Below are 24,697 nucleotides of genomic sequence, written 5' to 3'. Positions count from 1 at the left end.
GTCAGCCTCGCATCCGCTTCACGACGTCGTGGCTCTCGCCGTCCGCGACGATCTTGCCCTTCTCGAGGAGGATCCCGCGGTCGCACAGGTCGGCGACCATGTCGAGGTCGTGGCTGACGATCACCAGGGTGCGCCCCTCGGCCGAGAGCTCGCGGATCCTCGCCAGGCACTTCTTCTGGAAGGGCTCGTCACCGACCGCCAGGATCTCGTCGATGAGGAACACCTCGGGGTCCGAGTGGACCGCGACGGAGAAGGCGAGGCGCAAGAACATGCCCGAGGAGTAGAACTTGACCTCGGTGTCGATGAACTTCTCGATCTCGGAGAAGGCGACGATGTCGTCGAACCTCTTCTCGATCGCCTGCTCGCTCATGCCCAGGATCGCGCCGTTCATGTAGACGTTCTCACGCCCGGTGAGATCGGGGTGGAACCCCGCGCCGACCTCGATCAGCCCGGCGACGCGTCCGCGGGTGCGGATGCTCCCGCCGTCTGTGTGCATGACTCCTGCGATGAGCTTGAGCAGCGTGGACTTGCCGGACCCGTTGAACCCGAGGAGTGCCACGGTCTCGCCCTCGTGGACGTCGAAGCTCACGCCGTCGAGCGCGTTGAAGCTGTTGGACAGGTCCTTGCCCTTGACGGACGCGACGAGCAGCTCCTTGAGAGAGCGCTGGTGGCGCAGCGTGAAGGACTTGGTGACGTCGGCGATCTCGATGTTCACCGGAGCGGTGGTGGTGCGTGGCGTGGCCATGTGCTCAGAGCTCCTGGGCGAATCGGCCTTCGAGCCGACGGAAGACCGTCTGGCCGAGGGCGAGGACGACGAGCGCGACGACGAAGCCGATGGCGGTCGTCTGGGCCATGCTGTCGGGCATCTGCTCCATGGCGCGAGGGCCTCCGACCGGGACCCAGAACGCGTAGTGGAACAGCTGGACCGCCACGGTGATCGGGTTCAGCTCATAGACGGTGATGAGCCACTCGTGGTTCTTGAAAGCGTCCTTGACCATCGCGAAGGAGTAGAGCACCGGAGACGCCCAGGTCGCGACGAGCAGCAGCAGGTCGACGAAGTTCTCGGCGTCCCTGAAGTACACGTTGACGGAGCCGAAGAGCATGCCGAGCCCCAGGCCGAGGATCGCCGTCAGCAAGAAGCCGAGCAGCGCCGCCAGCACCCCGAGCAGGGTCGGTCGCCAGCCGACCACCAGAGCGCCGATCAGCAGCACCACGAGCTGGGGCAAGAAGTGCACCACCGACACGTAGATGGCGCTCACCGGGAAGAGCTCACGCGGCAGATAGATCTTCTTGATGAGCTGCGCGTTCCAGATCAACGTCCGTGTCGCGTTGCCAAAAGCCTCCGAGAAGAAGTTGATGACGACGATCCCGGAGAACAGGTAGACGGCGAAGTAGTCGATGTCCGAGCCGACCTTGAGGAACACACCCATCGCGAAGTAGAACACGATGAACTGCGTCGCCGGCTTGACGTACGACCACGCCATGCCGAGCACCGAGCCGCGATAGCGGACACGGAGCTCTTTGCGCACGAGGAGCTTGAGCAGGTACCGCTGGGAGAGGACGTCGAGGAGACCGCGTCCTCTCCCGGGCACCGAGAGTTCAGTCTGTGCCATGTGCTAGCGCTCGCCCCTGAATGTCTTCTTCCACTCGTCCTGGCCGACGAGCGACTCCATCGAGCCCTTGTACTGCTCTGACAGCTCGGGCCACGCCCGGAGCAGCTGCTCGTGGATCTTGACCGACCGGCTCATGAGGTCGCGGAAGCGCTGCGGGTCGCGGTGGTACCACGAGGCACCGGAGCCGTCCGAGGTCGAGACGACCGCGGAGTCGAACTGCGCGAGCATCCACCACTTGGCGTCGGCAGCGTGCACCTCGGCCTCGGGGTGCTCCGTCGAGAGCGGGCGGATCGGACGGAGCTGCTTGACGGCGCCGACGGCGGCCATCTTCAGCAGACCTGCTCGGTTGGACGGAGGACGGACCCCTTCGCCCTTCTTGGGCATCTTCTCGCGGCGAGGAGCGGGGAAGGCCCCGGGGTCCTTCTCGACGGACGAGTCCGAGTGCGCAGCACGGACCGCGCGGATGTCCGCCAGTCGCGTGCCGAGCTGGTCGTGCATGTGCTCGGGCCCGCTGAGCAGGTCCTCGAGAGCCATGAGGCGCAGCTCGGCCACGGAGTACTGCGAGGCGAGCAGGTGGCGGGTCTGGTGGATGAAGGACTCACGGACGAGCCGCCCACCGCGCGGGTACTGCGAGTGCAGGAGGGCCGCGACGAAGCGGTTTCGCTCGTGGTAGTACGCCTGCCAGTCGAGCGTGTCGTCCTTGTCGGTCCACGGCACGTGCCAGACGGCAGCACCGGGGAGCGTGACTGTCGGCACGCCGGTCTGGCGGGCGCGCAGCGAGTACTCCGCGTCGTCCCACTTGATGAAGAGCGGGAGCGACAGACCGATCTCGCGGACCACGGACAGCGGGATGAGGGTCATCCACCACCCGTTGTAGTCGACGTCGACACGGCGGTGGAGCTCGCGGGTGCTGCGCAGCGACTCCTTGTCGAGGTGGTGCCCCTCCGAGTCCGTCAGGACCGGTCCCCACCAGAAGCGCCACGGCTGGATGCGCTCTCCCATGGAGTGCAGGTAGGGGCGGTCGAACATGGAGAACATCTGGCCGCCGACGATGGTCGGACGGCGCGAGAGGTCGGCGAAGGTCGCCGCGCGGACGATCCCCTCGGGCTCGGTGCGGACGTCGTCGTCGGAGATGAGCACGTACGTGCTCTTCTCCGCGTCGAGCGTCTCGCTCATGCCGCGGGAGAACCCGCCGGAACCACCGAGGTTCGCCTGGATGATCACGCGCAGGCGGCCGTCCAAGCCCTTCTCGGCCTCGGCGAAGCCCTCGGCGTCGGTCGGGTGCTGGGAGCCCTGGTCGACGACGATGACCTCGTCGAGGATCGAGAGGAGCTCGGGGTCCGCGCCGTGCTGCCCGAGCAGCGCGACGACGTCGTCCGGACGGTTCAGCGTCGTCACGGCGATCGACAGGGTGCCGGGCGTGGCGCGGTCCTCAGGGACCTCCGCCTCCCAGCGAGCGGCCTTGACGGTCGCTCCCCCGTCGGCGGCGATGACGTCGAACCAGTACCAGCCGCCGTCGGCGAAGGTGGAGAGCGGGAGGTCGAAGGTGACCTCAGCACCGCTGATCCCGCCGTCCACGCGCGTCGAGTCGACGCGGTACACGTTGCCCTTGGCGTTGGACCTGTAGACGATCACGTCGGCCTCGCCGAGGACCGTCACACGGAGGGTGACCTCGGTGACGACGGTCCAGCGCCGCCAGTAGCTCGCCGGGAAGGCGTTGAAGTACGTGCCGAAGGACGTGCGCTGCTGGGCACGGACGGCATAGCTCGTCCTGGAGAGGACCTGCGAGAGGTCCTGCGCCTCGGCGGCTGCACCGCGCTCCTTGCCGTTCGGGACGACGGGCGGCTGCTGCTGCTCGCCCTCGACGTAGAGCGGGAGGATGTCCTGGTCGGCCTCGAGGGGCAGCACCACACGCTGGAGCGTGCGGGTCACGGTCGCAGGGGCAGCCGAGGCTGCTGTGGTGGCGCTCATGCGTCGACCCCGCCGCTCTCGATCGAGCGTCCGGCACCGAAGTGCGGCGCGAGCTTGTTGTCGACCATCGAGAGCGCCGAGCCGATCGCCATGTGCATGTCGAGGTACTTGTACGTCCCGAGGCGCCCGCCGAAGAGGACGTCCTTCTCGGCCGCAGCGAGGTCGCGGTACGCGAGCAGGCGCTCACGGTCGGCCGCGGTGTTGATCGGGTAGTACGGCTCGTCGGTCTTCTCCGCGAAACGCGAGAACTCGCGCATGATCACGGTCTTGTCCTTGGGGTAGTCCCGCTCGGGGTGGAAGTGGCGGAACTCGTGGATGCGCGTGTACGGCACGTCGGCGTCCGGGTAGTTCATCACCGGGGTGCCCTGGAAGTCCCCGATGGGCAGGACCTCCTCCTCGAAGTCGAGGGTGCGCCAGGAGAGGTCGCCCTCGGCGTAGTCGAAGTAGCGGTCGACCGGTCCGGTGTAGACGACGGGCACGTTGCCGACGACATTCTTCTTGTTGACAGGCTGCGACTCGTCGAAGAAGTCGACGTCCAGGCGGACCTCGATGTTCTTGTGGTCCGCCATGCGCTCGATCCAGCGGGTGTACCCGTCGGTCGGCAGCCCCTCGTAGGTGTCCGAGAAGTAGCGGTTGTCGTACGTGTAGCGCACGGGCAGACGCGAGATGATGCTCGCCGGCAGGTCCTTGGGGTCCGTCTGCCACTGCTTCGCGGTGTACTCGCGGATGAAGGCCTCGTACAGCGGGCGCCCGATGAGGGAGATGCCCTGCTCGTCGAGGTTCTCCGGCGTCTTGCCACCGAGCTCGGCCGCCTGCTCGTGGAGCAGGTCGCGGGCGGCCTGGGGACCGAGCGCCGATCGGAAGAACTGGTTCACGGTGCCGAGGTTGATCGGCATCGGGTACACCTCGCCCTTGTGCGTGGTGTACACCCTGTGCACGTAGTCCGTGAAGGACGTGAACCGGTTGACGTACTCCCACACGCGCTCGTTCGAGGTGTGGAACAGGTGGGCACCGTAGCGGTGCACCTCGATCCCCGTCTGCGCCTCGTTCTCCGAGTAGGCGTTGCCGCCCACGTGGTGACGGCGGTCGACGACGAGGACCTTGCGGCCGTACTCCTCGGCGATCCGCTCGGCGACGGTGAGACCGAAGAATCCAGAACCGACGATGACAAGGTCCGCGTCCAACGCACACTCCCTCAGTAGAGATACCAGCACACAAGGTTAACTGGTGACACTACCGGGAGGGGCCAGGGAGCAGGAGGACTCGTGAAGAACCTCACGAGAGCCCGCAGGGCCGGGGGCGGTCCCAGGCCCGAGAGGCTCGGCCGGCCGAGCCGTCACCACCACCCCGTGACCAGCCCGAGACGCGTGTCGATCGGGGCGGCGAGCGTGCGGCTGAACGTCGCGGTCAGGTGGTCCGCGTCGATGTACACCTGGACGTTGCCGATGACTGCGGGGCACGACCCCTCGTCGCAGAAGAGGTCGGAGAGGTCGATCGCGGAGACCGTCCCCGCCAGCCGGGCGACCACGGCGTCGAGCGGGTTCTCGGGTGAGAGCACCTCGTCACGGGCGACGGTGCAGCCTTCTGCTCCGCGCAGGACCAGGCACTCCGAGGTGTGGAACGGCATCCAGGGGTTGTCACGGACCGCGACGACGGCCACCCCCGCCTCCTCGAGCACACCCCACAGCCGCTCGTAGGACGCCGGGACGTAGTCCCCACCGTCCGGAGCAGGTCTGGTGCCCGTCACGACCACGGCGTCGTAGCCACCGTCGAGCACGTGGTCGAGGACGTTCGCAGACCACGCCGTGCACGACGTCGGGTCGTCCTCGAGGAGCTTGAACGGGCAGCCCTGCTTGAAGTAGGTGTCGAGCTGGATCCCCCGCACCTGGGACACCGCGTCGAGCGGCTCGACGAGGCTCACCGCGTGCGACCCGCCCACCAGCGCGACCCTCCGGGCTCCGCCGTCCTCGCCGAACACGCACGAGTAGACGGTCTCTTCGACCGCGTCCGCCGTGCAGCCCGAGCGGTCCCGCGCCGGCCAGTCGTCGAGCGCCAGCAGAGGCTCGGGGAACGACTCCACGCCGTCGGGCGTCGACCACGTGGCCGCATCGACCAGGGTCAGAGCCCCCGGGTACACCGCGGAGTCGATCGCGGCCGCACCCAGGACCGCGTCGCGCTCGGCCTGGGTGTGCGACGTCCACGCCGAGGCGGTCACGAGCACGCCGACGACCCCGAGGGTGCCGACGACGACCCTCGTGGTCGCCCAGCCGGGCAGCGAGCGCCCGCGGGCCGTCGCCCAGGTGAGCGACGGTCGCCACCCCAGCAGCAGCTCGGTGAGCCACGTGAGCAACGCGGCACCGAGGAGCACGAGCGTCCCCTCGTACCACCCCGGCTGACGACCCGTGAGGGTCACGACGAGCACGAGGAGCGGCCAGTGCCAGAGGTAGAAGCCGTAAGCACTGCTCCCGGCCCTGGCCAGCGGTCCCACGGCGAGGGCACGCGACACGGCGCTCGGGCGGTCTCCTGAGCCCGCGAGGACGATCGCTGCCGCACCGAGCAGCGGGAGCAGGGCCGCCGGTCCGGGGAACAGCGAGAGCCCGTCGACGACGACACCCGTCGCGAGGACCGCCACGAGACCGAGGGCCCCGAGCGTGCCGCGCAGCGCCTGGGGCATGCGGCGCCCCGTCCCGCGCGCGACCACGAGCGCGAGCACGGTGCCGAGCAGGAACTGCCACGCCCGGGCAGCCGTGCTGTAGTACGCCAGCCCCTGGTCGACCTGGACGAGCCAGGTCGCGTACACGAAGGATGCGACAAGCAGGGCCACCACCACCCCGGACAGCACGCGCAGCGTCGCGAGGCGCCCCAGCACGAGGGTGAGGACGAGCAGCAGCAGCGGCAGCGCGACGAACAGCTGGCCCTGGACCGAGAGAGACCAGAAGTGCTGGGTCGTGCTCTGGGTCGGGTCTGCGGCACCGTAGTCGCGCCCCGTCGTCGCCAGGTACCAGTTCTCGTAGTAGAACAACGACGCGAGGGTCTGGTGGACGGTCTCGGTCATCCGGGTGCGAGGCAGCAGGGTCCACGTGGTCAGCAGGACCATCGCCAGGACCAGGGCCGCGGCCGGGACGAGCCTCCCGAGCACCTTCGCGTAGTAGCGCCAGAGGCTCGGCGCGCGACCCTGCGCGTACGAGCGGACGACAGAGGCCCCGACGAAGAACCCCGAGATCATGAGGAATACGTCGACACCGCCGGACACCCGCCCGACCCAGACGTGGTAGACCGCGACCATGAGGATCGCGACGGCGCGCAACCCCTCGATGTCCGCACGGAAGCCCGGCCGGTCACGTCGCGCCGAGGTGGCGTCCGGGGCTGAGGTCACGGTCACCCGACCGATGATCCCCGCCCGCACAGGACCTGCACAAATCTCGGGTGCCCACCGAGGGTCAGCGGCACGCCGTGATCTCGTACACGCCTGTCCCGCCAGCAGAGGCGACCAGCTCGAAGCCCTCGGTCACGTCGACCCCGTAGAGACCGGGCCAACGAGCCGCCACGTCGGTGCCCTCGATCCAGCCGGGCTCGTCCGCGTAGAAGTGCGTGATCCCGCGCTCGCGGACGTACTGGCAGACCTGCGGGTCGCTGAGGATGTCGCGGAAGTGCTGCTCGAGGTACTGCTGGTCGGGGTCGGCGAAGGCTGCTCCCAGCTGTGGGAAGACGACGTCCACGTCGGAGACCGCATAGGCGAACGCGGCCCCGTTGAACGGGTCGCCCAGCAGCACCGCATCGTCGGGCAGCACGTCGCCGAGCGACTCGAGGAGCCCGACCTCCTGGGCGCCGACCATCGCCCCGTACCGGATGAGGTCAGGGTCGTAGGCCTGTGCCGTCCGGAACGCCCTGTCGTCGTGCCGGAACCCCTCCGTCCCGGCCCACGCGGCGCCGAGCAGCACGACCGGGACGCAGACCGCGAGGGCAGCCGGCAGCACGGGGCTGCGACGAGGCGACTCGTGACGACCGCCGGCGCTCCGGCGTGCGAGCGCCCAGCGCGCCACCCGCTCGGCCAGGTGCCCGGCCCACACGGCTCCGAGCGCACCGAGGACGCTCGCGGCGACCGGGACCAGGGCCGCGACGCGCGGTGAGCTCTTGTACCAGAAGCCGGTCAGCCAGCGGAGGTCGTTCTCGGGGCCCGTCGCGAGGCCGACCAGACCGACGCACGAGACCCAGGCGACGACGAGCCATCCAGCCTCGCGACGCACGACCGCGGCGACGCACCCCAGGAGGACGAGCACGAGCACGGCGACACCGGGCGTGACGGCCGAGAGCGCAGGGACGTCGAGCAGACCGTCTCGCAGGCCGTCCACCACCGACCCGGTCGGAGCGCGCCTGTAGGCGAGCGTGGTGCGCAGGACCGCCGAACCGCTGAGCATCTCGACGACGCCCGCAGCAGCGACCACCACGAGGACGCACCCGCCGACGACCCACCAGCGGTGCCCGGCGCGCCACAGCGCGAGAGCACCGGAACCGGCGCGAGCCACGACGAGCGGGACGAGGAGCACGACGAGCGCGAAGGCTCCGCTGGCGTGCACGAGCACGACTCCCGCCAGGGCCGGGAGCACGACCACGAGCCCGCTGACGCGGGTGTCGCGCCAGGACCGCAGGACGAGAGTCACGAGAGCCAGGACACCGGGCAGCAGCGCGACCGACAGGCTGTTGGGCCACTGCCCGGACGTGGTCAGCAGGACTGTCGGGAACGCGACGAAGCTCGCACCGACCACGGGCGCCGCGAGAGTGACGAGCGATAGCCGAGGGACGGCTGCGCGGGCCAGCGCGGCCAGGCCCAGGGGCCACACCAGAGCCGCGATCACGACAGTCGAGGCGTTCGCGGCGACGGGCACGGCGCCCGGGGTGAGCGCGACGAGCGCGTGCCACACGCTGGGGTAGTACACGACAGGTGCCCTCGACCCCGACAACGAGTTGAGCCCACCGATCGACGACGCGTTGCCCAGCTCACGCACGGCCTGCACGCCGTTGAGATGGAACACCGAGTCCCAGGACTGCAGCAGAGCGTCCGGGGCACCCATCCCGGACCGCAGCGCGGTGAGCGACACCGTCGCAGCGGCCGCCCACGCGACCACGAGCCCGCCGACCTGCGCTGCTCCCAGCGGAGCACCGAGTGTCCCGCTCCACGTGGTCGCCGTCCGACGCCGCCACCACCCGAGCAGCGCACCGCAGCCCAGCAGGAGCACAGCGCCGACCGCGTAGGCAGGAAGACCCCACGTGAGGCCGACCTGGTCTGCCACGACCCCCATGACCCCGAGCATCGCGGCGCTCACGGCCGGAGCGGCCCCGACGAGGACCAGACCACGCACCCCGGCGAGCAGCCCGAAGCCGAGACCCGGGAGGTACAGCAGAGCAGCGAGCCCGAGCACGGACGGCAACGCACCGGCCCAGCTCACCCGACCCGCCCCCTCACAGGTCCTGAGACCTGTCGCGACGCACGACGAGCCTCCGGTAGGCGACCTTGCGCAGCGCTTCTGGGACCAGCCTGTACCCGCCGCGGACCAGCACGTTGCGGACGAGCTGGGGCCACGACGTCCAGCCGATCCGGCGCATGAGCACCTGCAGCCTGACCTCCGACCGCAGCAGCTGCAGCCCCCCACGGCGCGCGTAGGCCCCCGCACCGACGCGGTAGAGCACGAGCGGCTCGGCGATGTTGCAGGCACGAGCCCCTGCCGAGAGCATCCGGACGAACAGCCAGTAGTCCTCCATGAGCGGCAGGTGCTCGTAGCCGCCCACCCGCCCGACGACGCTCGCACGGTAGACGACCGACGGGTGGTTGAAGGGCGAGACGAACCTCGAGGCACGGAGCACGTCGTCGTCGCTCAGCGGTGGCACCCTGACGATCCCGGGCTCGTTCTCGTCCGTGAACTCCTGGATGGCCGATCCGACCAGGTCGTACCCCTCGGCGAGCAGGGGCACCTGCTGGGCGAACCTCTCCGGGAGGCTCACGTCGTCGGCGTCCATGCGGGCGACGACGTCGTGCGCGCAGCGCGCCAGACCGCGTTCGAGGGCGCGCGCCAACCCGACGTTCTCGGCGATCTCGACGACCGTGACAGGCACGTCTCCCGGCGTGCGGAGCTGCTCCAGGACCGCCGCGAGCGCATCGCCCACAGGTCCGTCACGGACCACGACGACCTCGGCGGGACGCAGCGTCTGCTCGCTCGTCACCGACCGGAACGCCCTCCGCACGAAGGCGGGGTCGTCCCCCGCGTACACGGGCAGCAGCACCGAGAAGGCCGGGACGGCCTCGGGGGTCATGACCGGCGCCCCTCCACCCTCGCGACAGCCGCCGAGACGGGGAGGCCGGACAAGACCGCGGTGGTCGGCCGTGGGGCACCCAGGACACCGTCGCGCAGCCCGCGGAGGGCAGCCGAGGCGAGGACGCCGCGGTTCTCCGACCGTGCGAAGGTCCGCACCCACCGGCGCAGGGCGGCACCCGTGTAGAGCACCCGCTCAGGGCCGGAGAGTGCCGCAGACCGCGTGAACATCCAGATCTTGTTGCGCACCTCGTAGTAGAACCGCGGGCCCGGGTCGGTGTCCGTCGCCCCGAAGGTCTTGGTGCGGTGCTCGACGACGCTCCCCGGCACGTAGAGTCCGGTCCCACGGCGCAGCAGCCTGCAGGAGTACTCGAAGTCGTCGTTCCAGATGAAGTAGTCCGCGATCGGCAGCCCGTGGTACCGGACGGCCTTGGCGTTGACGAGCATCGAGACGAAGGAGGAGGAGCGCACAGGACGTGCCCCGGCCCGGTCGGCGACGTCCATGAGCTCACCCGAGACGCGCGGGCGCTTGCGAGGGGTGTTCATCGGGTGGTCACGTCCGTCGTGCCACACGACCCGGCTGCCGAGCAGGGCCACGGGGCCCTCGTAGGAGTCGGCCGCCCGCAAGAGCTCGGCGAGCGCGTCCTCGGTCGGGATCGTGTCGTCGTCCATGAGCCAGACCCAGTCAGGGGCCCTGTCGGCCGGGACGTCGAGCGCGGCGGCGATGCCCGCGGCAAACCCACCAGCGCCTCCGGTGTTCCGGTCCAGGGTGATGACGCGCGCCCCGACCGGGTGGTCTGCCGCGACCGTGGCCGAGTCGTCCTCGGAGCAGTTGTCGAGCACGACGACCTCGTCGACCGGACGCGACTGCGCCGCGAGCGCGTCGAGGGCCTCGGTCAGCAGGTCACGCCGGTTGTAGGCGACGAGGACGACGCTGACACGGCGGCGCTCGCTCAAGCCGGGACCCCGGTCCCGATGACCACGCGCGGCACGCCGGCCCACAGGGCTGCGTCGGTCGCGCGGCGCCCGTCGACGAGCAGCCGCAGCCCGGGGACCTGGACCGGGGTGAGGGTCGTGTACTCGGCGTGGTCCGCCTGGACGATCGCGACGTCTGCGGCCTCGCCGTAGTGGTAGGCGTCGAATCCGTGGGCGGCGAGCTCGTCGTCGCTGAACATCGGGTCGTGGACGACGACGCGGGCACCGCGGGCCCGCAGGGCTTCGACCGTCGCGAAGACACCGGAGAAGGCCGTCTCCTTCACGCCACCGCGGTACGCGGCTCCGAGGACGACCACGCGCAGACCGTCGAGCGAACCGAGGAGGCTCTCGGCCTGTGCGACGACCCGCTCGGGGACGGCCGCGTTGACGGCGCGGGCCTCTCGGACGATCGACGCGTCAGGGTCGACCGAGAGGTACAGGCGCGGGTACACGGGGATGCAGTGGCCGCCCACGGCGATTCCCGGGCGGTGGATGTGGCTGAAGGGCTGCGAGTTGCACGCGTCGATGACCGAGTACACGTCGATGCCGACCTTCTCGGCGAAGGCGCCGAACTGGTTGGCCAGGCCGATGTTGACGTCGCGGTACGTGGTCTCGGCGAGCTTGGCCATCTCGGCCGCCTCGGCCGAGCCCAGGTCCCACACGCCGTTGGCACGTGGCAGGTCAGGGCGCTCGTCGAAGGTGAGCACGGCCTCGTAGAACTCGCGGGCGCGGCGCGCCCCCTCGTCGCTGAGACCACCGATGAGCTTGGGGTACTTGCGGAGGTCGGCGAAGACCCGACCGGTCAGCACTCGCTCCGGCGAGAACACGAGGTGGAAGTCTGTGCCCTCGGTGAGGCCGGACCCTTCCTCGAGCATCGGCTTCCAGCGTCCACGGGTCACACCGACGGGCAGCGTCGTCTCGTAGGAGACGAGGGTGCCGGCCGTGAGGTGCTCGGCGAGCGAGCGGGTCGCGGCGTCCATCCAGCCGAAGTCGGGCGCGGCCGTCGCCTCGTCGACGAACAGCGGCACGACGAGGACGACGGCGTCGGCACCAGGGATCGCGTCTGCGTAGTCGGTCGTGGCGCGCAGGCGTCCGGCGGGGACGAGCTCGGCGAGCTTCTCGGCGAGGTGCGCCTCACCCGGGAAGGGCTCGGTCGCGGCGTTGACCAGGTCGACGACGGTCTGGTTGACGTCGACACCGACGACGTCGTGCCCCTGATCGGCGAACTGGACGGCCAGCGGGAGACCGATCTTGCCCAGGGCGACAACTGCGATGCGCATGCAACATCCTCACGACGAGCGGCTTGGCCCGGCGCAGGACGGCGGCAGGGCTCCCAGCAGGATACTGCGACACTCGTGCAGAGCCTCATCGGGGCAGGTCGTCCTGCTCGCACGTCCCGCCGGGGACCTGGAGGACGTCGCGGGCTGGCGCGCACCCTGCCAGTTCCGTCAGACCAGGACGGACGACGCCATGAGCCGCAGCGGCGCCTCGCGCGCCAGGATCATCCGCAGGTCACGCGGGACGAGGGTGGCCGGTCGCCCGTGCCGCCGCCGGGCGCGCGCCCGTGCCAGCAGGTCTGCGCCCGGTACGGCGGGGTCGACGACGGCGTCGAGCACAGCACGGTCGGCGTGGGACATCACCCGCTCGCAGCCAGGTGCCGCCTGGAGGACCGCCTGGGCGACGAGGGCGAGCTCTTCACGCTCTGCGGCGTCCCAGAAGCTCTCGTCTCGGTTGCCGAGCACCCCGAAGACGTGGATGCGCAGCAGCTTCACGCCTGCCGCGGCGCGCTGCCGGACCGTGTAGCCGCGGAACCAGTCGGCGGCGACGAGCCGTCGGACGAACTCCAGCTCGTCGGCGACGGGGCGTGACACGTGGGTGATGCGGTCTCCAGCGTCGTCCTGCACGAGGTAGGCCGGTCCGCGTCGGTCGAAGGCGATCGGGGCTCCGCTGAACCAGAGCCGCGTGACGACCTCGACGTCTTCGCCGACCTCGAGCCCCGGCGTGAACCGCAGGCCGAGGCTGTCGAGGGTGGCACGCTCGACCAGACCGAGCGGTGCCGAGCGGTAGCTGAGACGGTCGAGGACACCATCGAGCCCGGTGCTGCGGAAAGGGCGCGCTGGAGGCGTGGGGACGGTCTTGCCTGCTCCGGCTCCGGCAGCGTGCGCGAGCCGTGCGATGACGACGGCGGCGCCGGTGCGGCGCTGGAGCGCGACCCACGAGTCGAGGGCTCCGGGCTCGAGCCTGTCGTCAGACCCCATGACGGCGACGAAGGGAGCGGTCGCCGCGTCGAGCCCACGGTTGAAGGGCCCCGCGGGGCTCCGGGTGCCGTCGCTCAGGGCGAGGACCCGCACGCTCGACCGGTCGGGCACGTCCACAGGTGCCAGGTTGGCCTCGATGAGCGCCGGTTCCACGTGGTGCGCCACGACCGTGACCCGGACGGGGGCCCGGCAGTCGAGCACCGACGCGACAGCCCGGGCGACGGGTCGCTGCGCGGTGTGCACGGCGATCACGACGTCGACGACGGGCTGTGTGCCGTCCGCAGCACCGTCGGGCACGCGCTCGGCCGGGTGAGCCTCGCTCATCGCCCGTGCTCCTGGACGGCCTGGGCGTAGGCGTCGGCGTACCCGCGCTGGACGGTCTCGGCAGAGAACCTGGCCCCGATCGTCCCTGCGACAGAGTCGGAGCTGAGCCCCGCGGTCGCGGCGGCGACACGCTCGACCGCGGCGGCGTAGGCGCCCACCGTCTGCTCGGCGACGAGCTCGCCGACGTGCGGCTCGATGTACTCGCCCTGCCCACCCGTCGCCCCGACGACCACGGGCCGGCCGTGCACGAGCGCCTCGGCGGCCGAGACGCAGAAGTTGTCGGCCTTGGTGGGCAGGAAGAAGAGGTCTGCGGCGTCGAGGGCCTCGCCCACGCCTGCGGTGTCGACGGACCCGAGGAGCGTGACCCTGTCGGAGACTCCGAGCCGCGACGCGAGCGCGAGGGCGTCGTCGCGCAGGGGTCCGCTGCCCGCCCACGTGAGGCGGGTGTCGAGGCCGCGGCGGCCGAGCTCGGCGACGACCTCGACGGCCAGCAGGGGGTCCTTGCGGTCGACCAGCCCGCCGACGCCGACGAGCTCGAGGGGGCGGCCGCCGAGCGGACGACGCGGCACCAGGTCCTGCACGGGTGGGACGATGCAGGGGACGAGGGTTGTCGGTCCGCGCCGTACGGCGCGGACCGGCCGCGCGAGGTAGTCGCAGACGGCGGTGACGACGTCGGGGCGCCGCAGCAGCTGCGTGAGCGCGGGGAGGGCGACCCGCCAGGCGAGGGGCAGGGTCGCGGGAGTGGTGAGCCCAGACCAGTGCTCGGTGTGCACCCACGGACGGGTGGGCCGGCGGACCGCGAAGGGCAGGAGCGTGGGGAAGGCCATGGTGTGGACTAGGTCGGAACGCTCGATCAGCGGGCCGAGGGCCCGACGGGCGGCTGCCGCGTGGTCAGGGCGCTGGGGTGACATGACGAACCTGCGGACGGTGATCCCGTCACGGTCGACGGTGTCTGCACCGCCAGCCTCGACAGTCGACCTGTCAGCGAGGTGGGGGGCGACGAGGTGCACGACCTCGACGTCGTCGTGCTGGGCGATCGCCCGGACGTCCTTGTCGACGAAGGTGCCCATGGTCGGGGACGCGTCGCTGGGGAACCAGGTCGTCACGGCGAGGATCTTCACCTCGGCGACGCTACCAGCGTCAGGATGCGGCGGTGACGGACCCGCACGGCTCGGCGTGGGGTCGCCACAGATCCCTGCGTAGACTCGTCGACCGTGAAGATCCTCTCCGTCGTCGGTGCCCGTCCGCAGTTCGTCAAGCTCGCCCCGATCGCGCACGCTGCCGCCGCGCGCGGAGTGGAGCACCTGATCGTGCACACCGGCCAGCACTACGACCCCATGCTCTCGGACGTGTTCTTCACCGACCTCGGCATCCCTGCACCTGACGTCCACCTCGGCGCAGGGTCGGGCTCGCACGGCCAGCAGACGGGTGCGATCCTCTCGGCGATGGACGCCGTGCTCGAGGAGGCACGCCCCGACTGGGTGCTCGTCTACGGAGACACCAACTCGACGCTCGCCGGGACGCTGTCCGCCGTGAAGATGCACCTGCCCGTCGCGCACCTCGAGGCAGGCCTGCGCTCTTTCAACCGCGCGATGCCCGAAGAGCACAACCGTGTGCTGACCGACCATGCCGCAGACGTGCTGCTGGCACCGACCGAGGTCGCTCGCGAGCACCTGGCCGCTGAGGGTCTCGCCGAGCGGACCGTCGTGGTCGGTGACGTGATGACCGACGTCCTGCACACCGTGCGCGACTCGCTCACCGGCGCTCCGGCCTCGGTGCTCGCGAGCGCCGGCGTCGAGGCCGGCGAGTACTACGTCGCGACGATCCACCGGGCCGAGAGCACCGACGACCCTGAGCGTCTCGCGGAGATCGCGCGCAGCCTCAAGGCGCTCGACAAGCCTGTCGTGCTGCTCGCGCACCCGCGGCTCGTGGCCCGCTCCGAGTCCTTCGGGATCGACTGGTCCGGCGGCTCGGTCCGCCTGCACGCCCCGCTCCCCTACCCGGAGCTGCTCGCGGCGACCATGTCGAGCGCGGGTGTCGTCACCGACTCGGGCGGTCTGCAGAAGGAGGCCTTCCTGCTGCGCGTCCCGTGCACCACGGTCCGCACGGAGACCGAGTGGGTCGAGACCGTCGACCTCGGGTGGAACGTGCTGGCGACCACCGCGGAGGAGATCCTCGCCGGGGTCCAGCGGCCCGCGCCGACACCGACCGACGCGACGCCGTACGGCGACGGGCACGCTGCGGAGCGTGTCATCGACGAGCTGCTGCGTCGCACGCGCGACTGACCTCTCGTCCTCTCCTCGCGGCTCGTGCCGCCCAGCCGACCGCGGCGGTCCGTCGCGAGCTCGTGGCCCTCCGGCAGACGCCCCGCAGCCCCTCCGGGCTGCGGGGCGTCTGCCGTCCCGGAGCTGACGGTGGTCACGGGGCCTCGGGCAGGGCCTCGGGTAGGGCCTCGGGTAGGGCCTCGGACTTCGAACGCATGTTCGACATGATTCAGGAGTCAGAGCCGGTGCGCAGCGACGCTGCCGCAGCGTTCGAGTCGCTCAACCAGGCCTACCGCGCCAGGTTCGGGACCAACATCTCGATCACCGACTCGTACCGGACCCTCGCCGCGCAGCAGCACCTCTGCGAGACCAAGGGCCCGGGCCTGGCAGCCGTGCCCGGCACCTCCAACCACGGGTGGGCCCTCGCGGTCGACCTCGGCGGAGGCATCAACAGCTTCGGCACCGCCCAGCACGTCTGGATGGTCACCAACGGCCCCGCCTACGGATGGATCCACCCGACGTGGGCCCGCCAGGGCGGCGGCCGTGAAGAAGCCTGGCACTTCGAGTACGACGGCAGCACCACACCCGCACCACCGACCACTCCCACCACCCCATCCCCGGAGGACGACATGCCTTTCCGTATCCACGTGACCTCGAGCCCCAACACCCCCTCAGAGGTCGGGAAGATCTACCTCGCCCAGTTCGGCCCGACCGGTCAGTGCCTGTTCCAGCACATCAACCCCGAGGAGAACGGGGTCCACGACCTGGTCAAGACTCCGATCTACAACGTCAGCCACTACCAGAAGGACCTCATCCGCAAGAACATCATCACGCGCGAGGCCGCCTGGAAGGTCGTCTGACCGCACGCCACGCGCCGAGCCCGGTCGAGCGACCACTCACCACGCGACGCAGCACCCCGCTCGTCTCACGGCGAACGGGGTGCTGGTGAGTCCGGCGTCGGCGAGACCGTCGACACCGGACGCACCGGGTCACGCCGACGGGCCGGACGTCGCAGGTCCTGTCCTGCGCAGGACAGTCGGTCCAGCCGGGTGCTCGAGCTACGCCGGGTGGTCTAGGAGCCGGTCGACAGCATCCACCCACCCCGTCGACTGCACCTCCGCGGAGAGCTCCCGAGCATGCTGGTGCGAAGCCTGACGCCAGGACTCGACCACCCGCGGCTCGAGCGTGCCGAGCACGGCCGCGAACCCGGCCGCGGTGAAGTCCGCCGTCACCGCACCGAGCCCTCGCGCCTCCACCTCACGCGCCATCTCCGGGCTGGGCCCGACGATCACGCCGAGCCGGGCCTGCACGTAGTCGAAGAACTTGTTCGGCAGCGTCCACTCGTAGTTGACGTTGACCGGCGGGAGCACGAAGACCCCGACGTCGTAGCCGTTGAGCGTCCGCAGCAGGTCGCGGTACGGGACAGGGTCGAGCACCCGCACGCGCGTCGACCCGGCGTACCGGGCACGGAGCTCGTCGCGGTAGGCCTCGTCGTTGGGCATGAGCAGCAGGTCGAGCGTCACGGGCGTCGTGGACTGCTCGACGCCGTCGATCATCACCTCGAGCTGCCTGTTGCGCTGTGCGTTGCCCGAGTGGACCAGCCTGACGGGCGAACCCACGACACCCGGGGCGAGCTCCGCGTATGGCGCGGCGTTCGTCACGACGCCGACGGGGAACCCGAACTCCCTCGTGTACCGCTCCGCGATGCCTTGCCCGACAGTCGTCACCGACGCCGCCCTCGACACGAACCTGCGGCAGATCCACCGGATGTACGGCGCGACGAACCAGCGCCATCTCGGCAGCTCGCTGTTCTGCCCGGGCGCGTACTCATGGAGGTCGGCGTGCACCCCGCGACGCGGCTGGAGGGACAGCGCGAGCGGGACCGTGTCGACGTCGTCGGCGAGCACAGCGTCGAACTCCCCCACAGGCAGCACGCTGCGGGCGTAGGCCACTGCGGCATTCCCCCAGTAGACCCGCGAGTACTGCCGGGCCAGCAACCACCGCGGGTCTTTGCGCCAGGCCAGCAGGTCGGCCGGGACCTCGTGGTGCTCGACGACCCCCTCGGGTGCCGGGCCGTAGCCGCAGGTCGTCACGTCGTAGCGGTCGGCGAAGAGCCGCACCTGCTTGAGGACGCGCGCGTCGTCGGCAATCGGCGAGAAGGACAGGATGAGCAGCGACGGGCGGCTCATGCGGCACCTCCCTCGACGAGCGCGTCGACAGCACGCTGCCACCCGGCGACCTCGATCTCGGCCGAGAGCTCTCGGGCGCGGGCGTGCGCCGACTCCTTGAGTCCTCGGACCGTCTCGCGGTCGAGGGAGGTGAGCACCTCCGTGAGCGACTCGACCGAGAAGTCGGGCGACACGACCCCCACCCCCCACTGCTCGACGCGTCCCGCCATCTCGGGCGACGGCCCTACGACCACCCCGAGCCGCGCCTGCACGTAGTCGAAGAGCTTGTTGGGCAGCGACCACCGGATGTTGAAGTTGACGAAGGGGAACACGGCGAGCCCCACGTCGTAGCGGTTGAGCGTCTCGACCAGCTGCGCGTAGGCGACGGGCTCGTGGAACCTGACGCGCCCGCGAGGGTCGGCGGCGGCGCGCTCGCGCAGCTCGAGCAGGTGCGCGGGGTCGTTCGGCATGAGGAACAGGTCGAGCGTCACGTCGGCCGGTGTCGCGTGCACGGCGTCGACCAGCAGGTCGAGCCGCCTCTTGCGCTGCGCGACACCACTGTGGACGAGCCTGAGCGGGCCCTCCTCAGGTGCTGGCACAGCGCCGGGCTGGAGGTCGTGGAACGGCGCCGCGTTGGTCACGACACCTGCCTCGACGCCGAAGACCCGCCGGTACTCGGCCGCGATGCCGTCGGCCACCGTGGTAACCGACGCCGCACGCGTGACGTACCGGCGGCAGATCCACGCCTTGTACGGCGCGATCCGCTTCTTCCACGCCGCGTTCTCGTCGTGCTGGGCCGGTGCGTACTCGTGCAGGTCGGCGTGCACGCCGTAGGTCGGCGCGAGGCCCACCGCGACGGGGACCGCCTCGACGTCGTTGGCGAGCACGACGTCGAAGCGCCTGCCGCGCAGCGACCGGCGTGCCCACGCGACCGCAGACGTCGACCAGTACGCCCTGCTGTACCAGCGGGCGGTGATGAGCCTGCCGTCGACGTCGGTCGCCGAGAGCCCGGCAGGGACCTCGACATGGTCGACCACGCCCGCAGGAGCCGGTCCGAAGCCGCAGGTCGTCACGTCATAGCGGTCCTTGAAGAGCTCGACCTGCTTGAGCACCCGGGCGTCCGCGACGATCGGCGAGAAGGACAGGACGAGCAGAGTGGCTCGGGTCATGGTGACTCCGTCCGAGATCGGCGGGTGAGGGAGGCGTAGCGCTCGGAGAGCTCGGCTGCGCTGCTGCGGATGCTGCGGCGTGCCACGGTGAAGTCGCGCGCGGCGCGGGACAGGCGCCGCCGATCGGTGGCCGCCAGACGCAAGATGTCGCCGACGGCACCGGCGAGCGCGTGGGTGTCACGCTCGGGGACGAGAGTCCCCGTCGTCCCGTCGTCGAGCATCTCGGGAGCGCCGCCGCTCGCGTAGACCACGACAGGCACACCGCAGGCCTGGGCCTCGAGCGTCACCAGACCTGCTGCCTCGCGCCACTCACCGTCCTGCTGCGTGGGCAGGACGAACACGTCCGCCCGGCGCATGGCGTCGCGGACGCCGGCGCGGTCTCGCATCCCCTCGAGGGCGATGTGCGGGTGCTCGGCGGCGGCCGCGCGCACGAGGGCCTCCTGAGACCCGGCGCCGACCACCCGGAGCCTGTGCGGGACGCTCCGCGCGAGCTCGACCGACGCCTCGATCGCGTCAGCCACACCCTTGCGCCGCTCGAGAGCTCCGAGGAACAGCACCTCGGGGAGGTCGTCGCGCCCGCCGTGGCGCGGTTCGCCGCTCGGGGACAGCTCGTCGAGCAGCTCGTCGCTGGTCGCCCCGAGAGGCTCGGCGGCGTCGGGGCCGGCCGGGGTGAAGAAGTCGGTGTCGACGCCCTGGTAGTGGACCTCGATCTTCTCGGCCGGATAGCCGCGGCGCACCGCCTCCCCCGCGAGCCACCCGCTCACGGCCAGCAAGGTGGTGGCCCGCTCCCCGCAGGTACGCAGGTTGCGGGCCGTCACCCAGGTCCAGAAGTCTCGGACTGCATCGGACCGGCGGAACACGTCGTAGCCGTGGAGTGTCGCCACGAAGGGCACCCCCAGGTCGCGGGCGGCGCCGGAGCCCGCGAGGCTCCACGTGCCGAAGTGCTGGTGCACCAGGTCCGGGGCGAAGTCTCGCACCGCGCGGCGCTGGCGGCGCACCGCCGCGAAGGCCGCCGCGCTCCCCCGCAGGCCCGGGACCCCGTAGGGGGTCGAGGTCTCCACGAGCGGCTCGACAGCAGGGTCGTCGACCTCGGCCGAGAGCGCGAACAGCCGCCCGTCGACGTCAGGCATGTGCAGCAGGTGGTTGACCACGAAATAGGTCGGTGGGATCCGCACGGGTCCCGTCGTGACCGCGACCCGCGTCATCGCCAGAACCTGTCGGCGACGTAGTAGCGCAGCGTGCTCTCACGGTCGAGAGCACCGAGCACCCCGGGCGGCAGCAGGCGCGCGACCCGACCCGCGCGTGTGCGGGCCGACGCAGCGGCGACGAGCGACTGCGGGGTCGAGGCCGGGTCGAGGCAGGCGTCGAGGACCAGCCGGTCCGCAGCCGAGAAGGGGCGCAGCACCCGCGGGGCGACGGCGACGAGGCTGCTCACGACGTCGCGCAGGTAGTCGGCCTCGCCGTCGGCCCAGAGGTCGACCGCGTCGCGCCGCCCGACGTTGTCGAGCACGTGGATGCGCAGCACCTTGATCGCGACAGCACGCTGGTACGCCCGTGGGAGCCTGGCGAACCAGTCACGGGCCAGCAGCGCGGTGTAGGGCGCCAACGACACCGCGAGCGGGCGGACCGTCGTGGTCACGCGCGTCTGGGCGTCGACACCCACCACGTACGCCGGGTCGTCCCACGCGAGGTCGATACGCTCGGCGAGGTCCCACAGACGCACGGTGAACGCGATGTCTCCACCCACCTTCATGCCCTCGTCGAGACGCAGCCCGAGGTCGCTGAGCGACTCCCGACGCATGAGCCCGAGCGGGGCCGTGCGGTAGGCCATCCGGTCCTTGACGGCGTCCAGCCGGGTCGTCCGGCGGGGACGGACCCGCGGGGTGTTGATGGGCGCCCCGCCCTGCATCGTCATCCGGGCGAGGACCATCTCGGCGCCCGACTCCTCGGCGCGGGCGTGCCAGGCCAGCAGCGCACCGGGCTCGAAGAAGTCGTCCGAGCCGATGATCGTCACGTAGGGCGCCGTCGCCGCGTCGATCCCCGCGTTGTACGGACCTGACGGGCTGCCGAGACCGTCGCGCACCTCGAGCAGGCGCACGGAGCCACGGAGGTCTTCGGGGAGCACGGCGGCGACCTCGGACGCGTCGAGCTCGTGGCACGCGACAGTGACGCGCAGACGCCCGTCCGCGACGACCCGTCCCTCGGGCAGCGCGAAGACCGACCGGACGGTCCGGGCCACGGGCCTGCTGAGGTCGTGCAGCGCGACGACGACGTCGACGAGCGGGGTCGGTGCTCCCGCAGCGTCGAAGCCCCCGGCCGCCACGAGCCGAGCGGTCACGACCGGCCCGGGCGCTCGAGCGCCGCGACGGCCAGGCGGAGGAGCCCGTCGACCTCGTTCTGCCAGGTGAGGGTCCGGGCCGCAGCAGCCGAGGCCGCGCGGTACGTGCCGGCGTCCGCGATGACGGCGGCGATCGCGTCGGCGGTGGTCTGCGCGTCGTCGATGTCGAAGACCTGACCTGCACCCGTCGCGCTCACCACCGAGGCGATGTCCGGCAGGTCCGACGCAGCGACGGGCAGCCCCGCGTGGATCGACTCGAAGAGCTTGTTGGGCAGGCTGAACCGCTGGTTGAGCGTCACGGGGCGGCTGAAGATCACGGAGGCGTCGGCGTCGCGCAAGGTCGCGGGAACCTCGTCCGACGGCACGATGCCGACGAAGTGCACCCTGTCCTCAAGTCCCGCCGCGGCCACCCGGGCGTCGAGCACCGCGCGGTAGGCCTGAGATCCGCGTCCGAGGAGCACGAGGTGCGTCGAGGGGTCGAGCAGCTCGAGGGCGTCGAGCGTCTGCTCGATCCCGCGGTTGATCGTCACGGCACCGCAGTAGGCCACGACCCGCGTATCGGCGCCGAGCCCGGCGAGCTCGCGCAGGCGACCCGTCGCAGCGGGGTCCGAGACGACGGGCGCCGGTCCCACGGGGACGTTCCGCACGAGGGTCGGGGCTGCCGCGAGCCTGAGCTCACGGTGGAGCCAGTCGACGATGCTGCCCGACACCGTCGTCACCCCGGACGCACGCGGGGTGAGCCGCTTCTCGACCCAGGCCTCCCACCGACGAGCCACCGGCCGGGAACCCGCCTTGACACGCGCGGTCCAGATCTCGTGCGCGTCGAAGATGTACGGCGTCCCGAGGGATCGACCGGCGAGCCACGCGGGGAGCAGGGTGTCGGCGTCGTTGGCGTGGACGAGGTCTGGGCGCCAGCGCCGCAGAGACCGGAGCGAGCGCAGCTGGAAGGAGCCCAGCCGGACCGTGTAGTGCATCCGCATCCACAGGCCGACCACCCGTGCCTTGAGACCGGCGGGGACGGCGGGCGTCGAGCGCGGCGTGCCGTGGGTCGTCGACCCTGCCGACGGACCGAGGTCGCCGTCCTGAGGGCTGCGGGTCTGGGCGGTCGCCTCAGACCGCGCGTCGCTGGTCGTCGGAGCGGTCGGCCCGGCCGTCGCCGATCCTCGGGAGCCTCGACGGAGAGCACCGCGGGCACGGGCCACGACCTGGCGAGCCGTGCTGCCCAGCCGTGGCAGCGTGTGGTCGAGCTCGACCAGGGGCAGCCGCTCGACCTCGATCCCGCCGTCGAGCACGGTCAGGCCCGGCTCCATCCCCTCGAAGGTCCCGAAGGCCACGACCCGCACCTGAGCGCCGGCAGCGGCGTAGCTGTACGCCGTCTTGAGCACCCGGGTGTCGACCGAGAAGTCGTTGTAGACGAGCAGCGCGACGCGCGGGGCGCGCCCGTCGACGCTCGGCAGCTGGCGCAGGTTCTCGAGCCTCACAGGATCCCTCCGTCGACCTCTCCGGCCAGCCCGGCAAGAGCCGCCTGGGCTGCGAACTCGGGGACCGCAGCGACGAGCTCGTCGAAGGTCCCCCGGGCGACGATCCGCCCGTCTTTCATGAAGCACACCTGCTGGCTGGTCCGGATCGTCGAGAGCCTGTGGGCGACCGAGATGACCGTGATCTCACCCGCCAGCTCGGCGATGGCCTGCGACACGTCCGCCTCCGTCTTGGTGTCGAGAGCGCTCGTCGCCTCGTCCATGACGAGCACGAGCGGGTCGACGTAGAGCGCCCGCGCGATACCGATGCGCTGGCGCTGCCCGCCCGAGAGCGCCATGCCCCGGTCGCCGATCCGCGCGTCGAGACCTCCCTCACGGGCCTCGATGACGTCGAGCAGCTGGGCACGGCGCAGCGCGTCCCGCACGCGCTCGCGGTCGTAGTCCTCGGTCCACGTCAGGGCGACGTTCTGCGCGACGCTCGCGTCGAAGAGCGACACGTCCTGCGGCACGTATCCCACGCGCGAGCGCCAGGCTGCGAGGACGTTCTCGAGCGGCTCGCCGTCGAGCTCGATCTCCCCCTCCGACGGGACGAGCAGACCGAGCAGGATGTCCACGAGGGTCGTCTTGCCCGAGCCTGACGAGCCGACGAGGGCGAGCGAGCTGCCCATCGGCAGGGACAGGTCGACCCCGGTGACAGCAGGGGTGCTCGAGCCCGGGTAGGTGAACTGGACACCGCGCAGGTCGAGGCTCAGCGGCTGCTCGGCGATCGGGTCCTTGCCGACCCGCTCGGCGTTCTCGATGTAGGACTTCGACGCGGTGATGTCGTTGATGACAGCCCGGACGTGCGGGATCGTCGAGGCAGTCTGCGTGACCACGGCCTGGAAAGCCGTGAGCGCTGGGACCATGCGGAAACCCGCGACGCCGAAGAAGGCGACGGCACTGATCGCCGCGGCCTCGCCGCCGGTCGCGTAGGTCACCGCTCCGATGAGCAGGAAGCCGCCGACGAGCGCAGCCTCGAGCACGTAGCGCGGGAGCCCGCCGAGGAACGAGAGGTTCGAGCGGGCCCGCGTCGTGTGGAGGCGGTTGGCGTGCACCACCCGGGCGACCTCGGGAGCCTGGCCCCGCAGGGTGATCTCCTTGAGGGCGCCGACCATCTCGGTCATGAGGCTCGCGACCCTGAAGGAGTAGTCCCGGTTGACGCGTCCGGCGATCAGCGCCCGCTTGGACACCCCGAAGTACAGCGTCCCGGCGATGACGCCGAGGTACAGCAACGTGATCCCCGCGGTGAGCGGCTGGACGATGATGAGCATCGTCAGGACAGCGAGAAAGGTCGTCACGAGCGACGGGAGCGTCGACACCGGGAGCAAGAACCCCGAGGTCGCGTTGGCGATCCCGACGTCGGCGAGCCGCACGAGCTGCGCGGTGTTGCGCTTGAGCCGCTCTGTCCACGGCGCGCGGATGTAAGCGTCGAAGAGCTGGTCTCCGATCTCGAGCTCGTAGACGGCGAAGCGACGTGTCGCGACCCACTGGAGCGCTACAGCGACAACTCCCTTGAGCACGATGAGCAACGAGATCGCCGCGAGCACCCAGACGACAGAGTCGCGCTGGATCTCGCCGACCAGGGGCAGCGGGATCCCCGAGCCGTCGGTGTCGACCATCGCCGCGAGGGTGATCGCGAGCAGACCGAGCGCGGCGATGTCGAGGAGCGCGAGAGCGCTCGTGGCGACCACGTAGAACCCCAGGAAGCGTCGCGCCTTCGCCGGCAGCAGAGGCAGCACGTCCTGCAGGGTGCGCCAGATGAGTTTCACGGTGCGGAGGTCCTTCGGGAGGG

The 24,697-nt window shown here is 70.9% G+C and carries 19 protein-coding genes; 2 read left to right on the top strand and 17 right to left on the bottom strand.

Annotated features, from left to right (window positions below):
- Nucleotide 1: 1 nt before the first annotated feature.
- The 11 genes from ASG53_RS18400 to ASG53_RS18350 form a co-directional block, all read right to left on the bottom strand.
- Nucleotides 2-745 carry an ABC transporter ATP-binding protein gene (locus tag ASG53_RS18400; protein WP_056136784.1) on the bottom strand — a complete coding sequence of 248 codons (744 nt, stop codon included), beginning with the start codon at nucleotides 743-745 and terminating at the stop codon, nucleotides 2-4.
- A 4-nt stretch (nucleotides 746-749) separates the two neighbouring features.
- Entirely contained in the window at nucleotides 750-1,613 is an 864-nt protein-coding gene (locus ASG53_RS18395) for an ABC transporter permease (RefSeq protein ID WP_056136782.1), read from the bottom strand.
- Nucleotides 1,614-1,616: 3 nt separating this feature from the next.
- Nucleotides 1,617-3,584, bottom strand: a complete 1,968-nt coding sequence (locus ASG53_RS18390) for a glycosyltransferase (protein WP_056136780.1) — start codon at nucleotides 3,582-3,584, stop codon at nucleotides 1,617-1,619.
- Complete coding sequence (gene glf / locus ASG53_RS18385; protein ID WP_056136778.1) at nucleotides 3,581-4,768, bottom strand: UDP-galactopyranose mutase; 1,188 nt, start codon at nucleotides 4,766-4,768, stop codon at nucleotides 3,581-3,583. The genes ASG53_RS18390 and glf overlap by 4 nt, the downstream gene beginning before the upstream one ends.
- Nucleotides 4,769-4,920: 152 nt before the next feature.
- On the bottom strand, nucleotides 4,921-6,966 hold the full coding sequence (locus tag ASG53_RS18380) for an acyltransferase family protein (RefSeq protein WP_156382888.1): 2,046 nt from the start codon (nucleotides 6,964-6,966) through the stop codon (nucleotides 4,921-4,923).
- Between the two features lie 58 nt (nucleotides 6,967-7,024).
- Nucleotides 7,025-9,031: a DUF6541 family protein gene (locus tag ASG53_RS18375; protein ID WP_056136774.1), complete on the bottom strand. Its 2,007-nt coding sequence runs from the start codon at nucleotides 9,029-9,031 to the stop codon at nucleotides 7,025-7,027.
- Nucleotides 9,032-9,044: 13 nt separating this feature from the next.
- A complete protein-coding gene (locus tag ASG53_RS18370) occupies nucleotides 9,045-9,893 on the bottom strand; it encodes a glycosyltransferase (RefSeq protein WP_056136771.1) in 849 nt (282 codons plus the stop codon).
- On the bottom strand, nucleotides 9,890-10,849 hold the full coding sequence (locus tag ASG53_RS18365) for a glycosyltransferase (protein WP_056137138.1): 960 nt from the start codon (nucleotides 10,847-10,849) through the stop codon (nucleotides 9,890-9,892). The genes ASG53_RS18370 and ASG53_RS18365 overlap by 4 nt, the downstream gene beginning before the upstream one ends.
- Complete coding sequence (locus ASG53_RS18360) at nucleotides 10,846-12,147, bottom strand: nucleotide sugar dehydrogenase (protein ID WP_056136769.1); 1,302 nt, start codon at nucleotides 12,145-12,147, stop codon at nucleotides 10,846-10,848. Before ASG53_RS18360 ends, ASG53_RS18365 begins: the two co-directional genes overlap by 4 nt.
- Before the next feature lie 168 nt (nucleotides 12,148-12,315).
- Entirely contained in the window at nucleotides 12,316-13,449 is a 1,134-nt protein-coding gene (locus ASG53_RS18355) for a glycosyltransferase family 2 protein (protein WP_056136766.1), read from the bottom strand.
- The gene (locus tag ASG53_RS18350) at nucleotides 13,446-14,570 is read right to left on the bottom strand and encodes a glycosyltransferase (protein ID WP_056136764.1); all 1,125 of its coding nucleotides are present in this window, start codon (nucleotides 14,568-14,570) and stop codon (nucleotides 13,446-13,448) included. The genes ASG53_RS18355 and ASG53_RS18350 overlap by 4 nt, the downstream gene beginning before the upstream one ends.
- A 93-nt stretch (nucleotides 14,571-14,663) precedes the next feature.
- Here ASG53_RS18350 and wecB point away from each other — a divergent pair, with 93 nt between their 5' ends.
- The gene (gene wecB, locus ASG53_RS18345) at nucleotides 14,664-15,734 is read left to right on the top strand and encodes a non-hydrolyzing UDP-N-acetylglucosamine 2-epimerase (RefSeq protein ID WP_056136762.1); all 1,071 of its coding nucleotides are present in this window, start codon (nucleotides 14,664-14,666) and stop codon (nucleotides 15,732-15,734) included.
- 203 nt (nucleotides 15,735-15,937) lie between these two features.
- Entirely contained in the window at nucleotides 15,938-16,573 is a 636-nt protein-coding gene (locus ASG53_RS19685) for a M15 family metallopeptidase (protein ID WP_235533998.1), read from the top strand.
- A 198-nt stretch (nucleotides 16,574-16,771) separates the two neighbouring features.
- On the opposite strand, the gene ASG53_RS18335 is transcribed toward ASG53_RS19685, so the two are convergent.
- The 6 genes from ASG53_RS18335 to ASG53_RS18310 are packed head-to-tail and all read right to left on the bottom strand — an operon-like array spanning nucleotide 16,772 to nucleotide 24,674.
- Nucleotides 16,772-17,902, bottom strand: coding sequence for a glycosyl transferase (locus tag ASG53_RS18335; protein ID WP_056136760.1), 1,131 nt, complete (start codon nucleotides 17,900-17,902; stop codon nucleotides 16,772-16,774).
- The gene (locus ASG53_RS18330) at nucleotides 17,899-19,050 is read right to left on the bottom strand and encodes a glycosyl transferase (protein ID WP_056136758.1); all 1,152 of its coding nucleotides are present in this window, start codon (nucleotides 19,048-19,050) and stop codon (nucleotides 17,899-17,901) included. Before ASG53_RS18330 ends, ASG53_RS18335 begins: the two co-directional genes overlap by 4 nt.
- A complete protein-coding gene (locus ASG53_RS18325; RefSeq protein ID WP_056136757.1) occupies nucleotides 19,047-20,255 on the bottom strand; it encodes a glycosyltransferase in 1,209 nt (402 codons plus the stop codon). The genes ASG53_RS18330 and ASG53_RS18325 overlap by 4 nt, the downstream gene beginning before the upstream one ends.
- The gene (locus ASG53_RS18320; RefSeq protein ID WP_056136755.1) at nucleotides 20,252-21,388 is read right to left on the bottom strand and encodes a glycosyltransferase; all 1,137 of its coding nucleotides are present in this window, start codon (nucleotides 21,386-21,388) and stop codon (nucleotides 20,252-20,254) included. Before ASG53_RS18320 ends, ASG53_RS18325 begins: the two co-directional genes overlap by 4 nt.
- Entirely contained in the window at nucleotides 21,385-22,869 is a 1,485-nt protein-coding gene (locus tag ASG53_RS18315) for a glycosyltransferase (protein WP_056136752.1), read from the bottom strand. Before ASG53_RS18315 ends, ASG53_RS18320 begins: the two co-directional genes overlap by 4 nt.
- Nucleotides 22,866-24,674: an ABC transporter ATP-binding protein gene (locus tag ASG53_RS18310; RefSeq protein ID WP_056136750.1), complete on the bottom strand. Its 1,809-nt coding sequence runs from the start codon at nucleotides 24,672-24,674 to the stop codon at nucleotides 22,866-22,868. Before ASG53_RS18310 ends, ASG53_RS18315 begins: the two co-directional genes overlap by 4 nt.
- Between the last annotated feature and the right edge of the window lie 23 nt (nucleotides 24,675-24,697).

Source organism: Sanguibacter sp. Leaf3, from assembly GCF_001425965.1.
GTDB classification, from domain to species: Bacteria; Actinomycetota; Actinomycetes; order Actinomycetales; family Cellulomonadaceae; genus Sanguibacter; species Sanguibacter inulinus.
The sequence above is the reverse complement of the archived record's forward strand: the minus strand, read 5'-3'. Positions and strand labels throughout refer to the sequence as shown.

What these genes read in the sequence shown, in the direction of transcription:
- ASG53_RS18370 (WP_056136771.1), bottom strand. Translation starts at nt 9,893, where the DNA reads ATGACCCCCGAGGCCGTCCCGGCCTTCTCGGTGCTGCTGCCCGTGTAC.
- ASG53_RS18360 (WP_056136769.1), bottom strand. Translation starts at nt 12,147, where the DNA reads ATGCGCATCGCAGTTGTCGCCCTGGGCAAGATCGGTCTCCCGCTGGCC.
- ASG53_RS18395 (WP_056136782.1), bottom strand. Translation starts at nt 1,613, where the DNA reads ATGGCACAGACTGAACTCTCGGTGCCCGGGAGAGGACGCGGTCTCCTC.
- ASG53_RS18390 (WP_056136780.1), bottom strand. Translation starts at nt 3,584, where the DNA reads ATGAGCGCCACCACAGCAGCCTCGGCTGCCCCTGCGACCGTGACCCGC.
- ASG53_RS18330 (WP_056136758.1), bottom strand. Translation starts at nt 19,050, where the DNA reads ATGACCCGAGCCACTCTGCTCGTCCTGTCCTTCTCGCCGATCGTCGCG.
- ASG53_RS19685 (WP_235533998.1), top strand. Translation starts at nt 15,938, where the DNA reads ATGATTCAGGAGTCAGAGCCGGTGCGCAGCGACGCTGCCGCAGCGTTC.
- ASG53_RS18335 (WP_056136760.1), bottom strand. Translation starts at nt 17,902, where the DNA reads ATGAGCCGCCCGTCGCTGCTCATCCTGTCCTTCTCGCCGATTGCCGAC.
- ASG53_RS18355 (WP_056136766.1), bottom strand. Translation starts at nt 13,449, where the DNA reads ATGAGCGAGGCTCACCCGGCCGAGCGCGTGCCCGACGGTGCTGCGGAC.
- ASG53_RS18325 (WP_056136757.1), bottom strand. Translation starts at nt 20,255, where the DNA reads ATGACGCGGGTCGCGGTCACGACGGGACCCGTGCGGATCCCACCGACC.
- ASG53_RS18400 (WP_056136784.1), bottom strand. Translation starts at nt 745, where the DNA reads ATGGCCACGCCACGCACCACCACCGCTCCGGTGAACATCGAGATCGCC.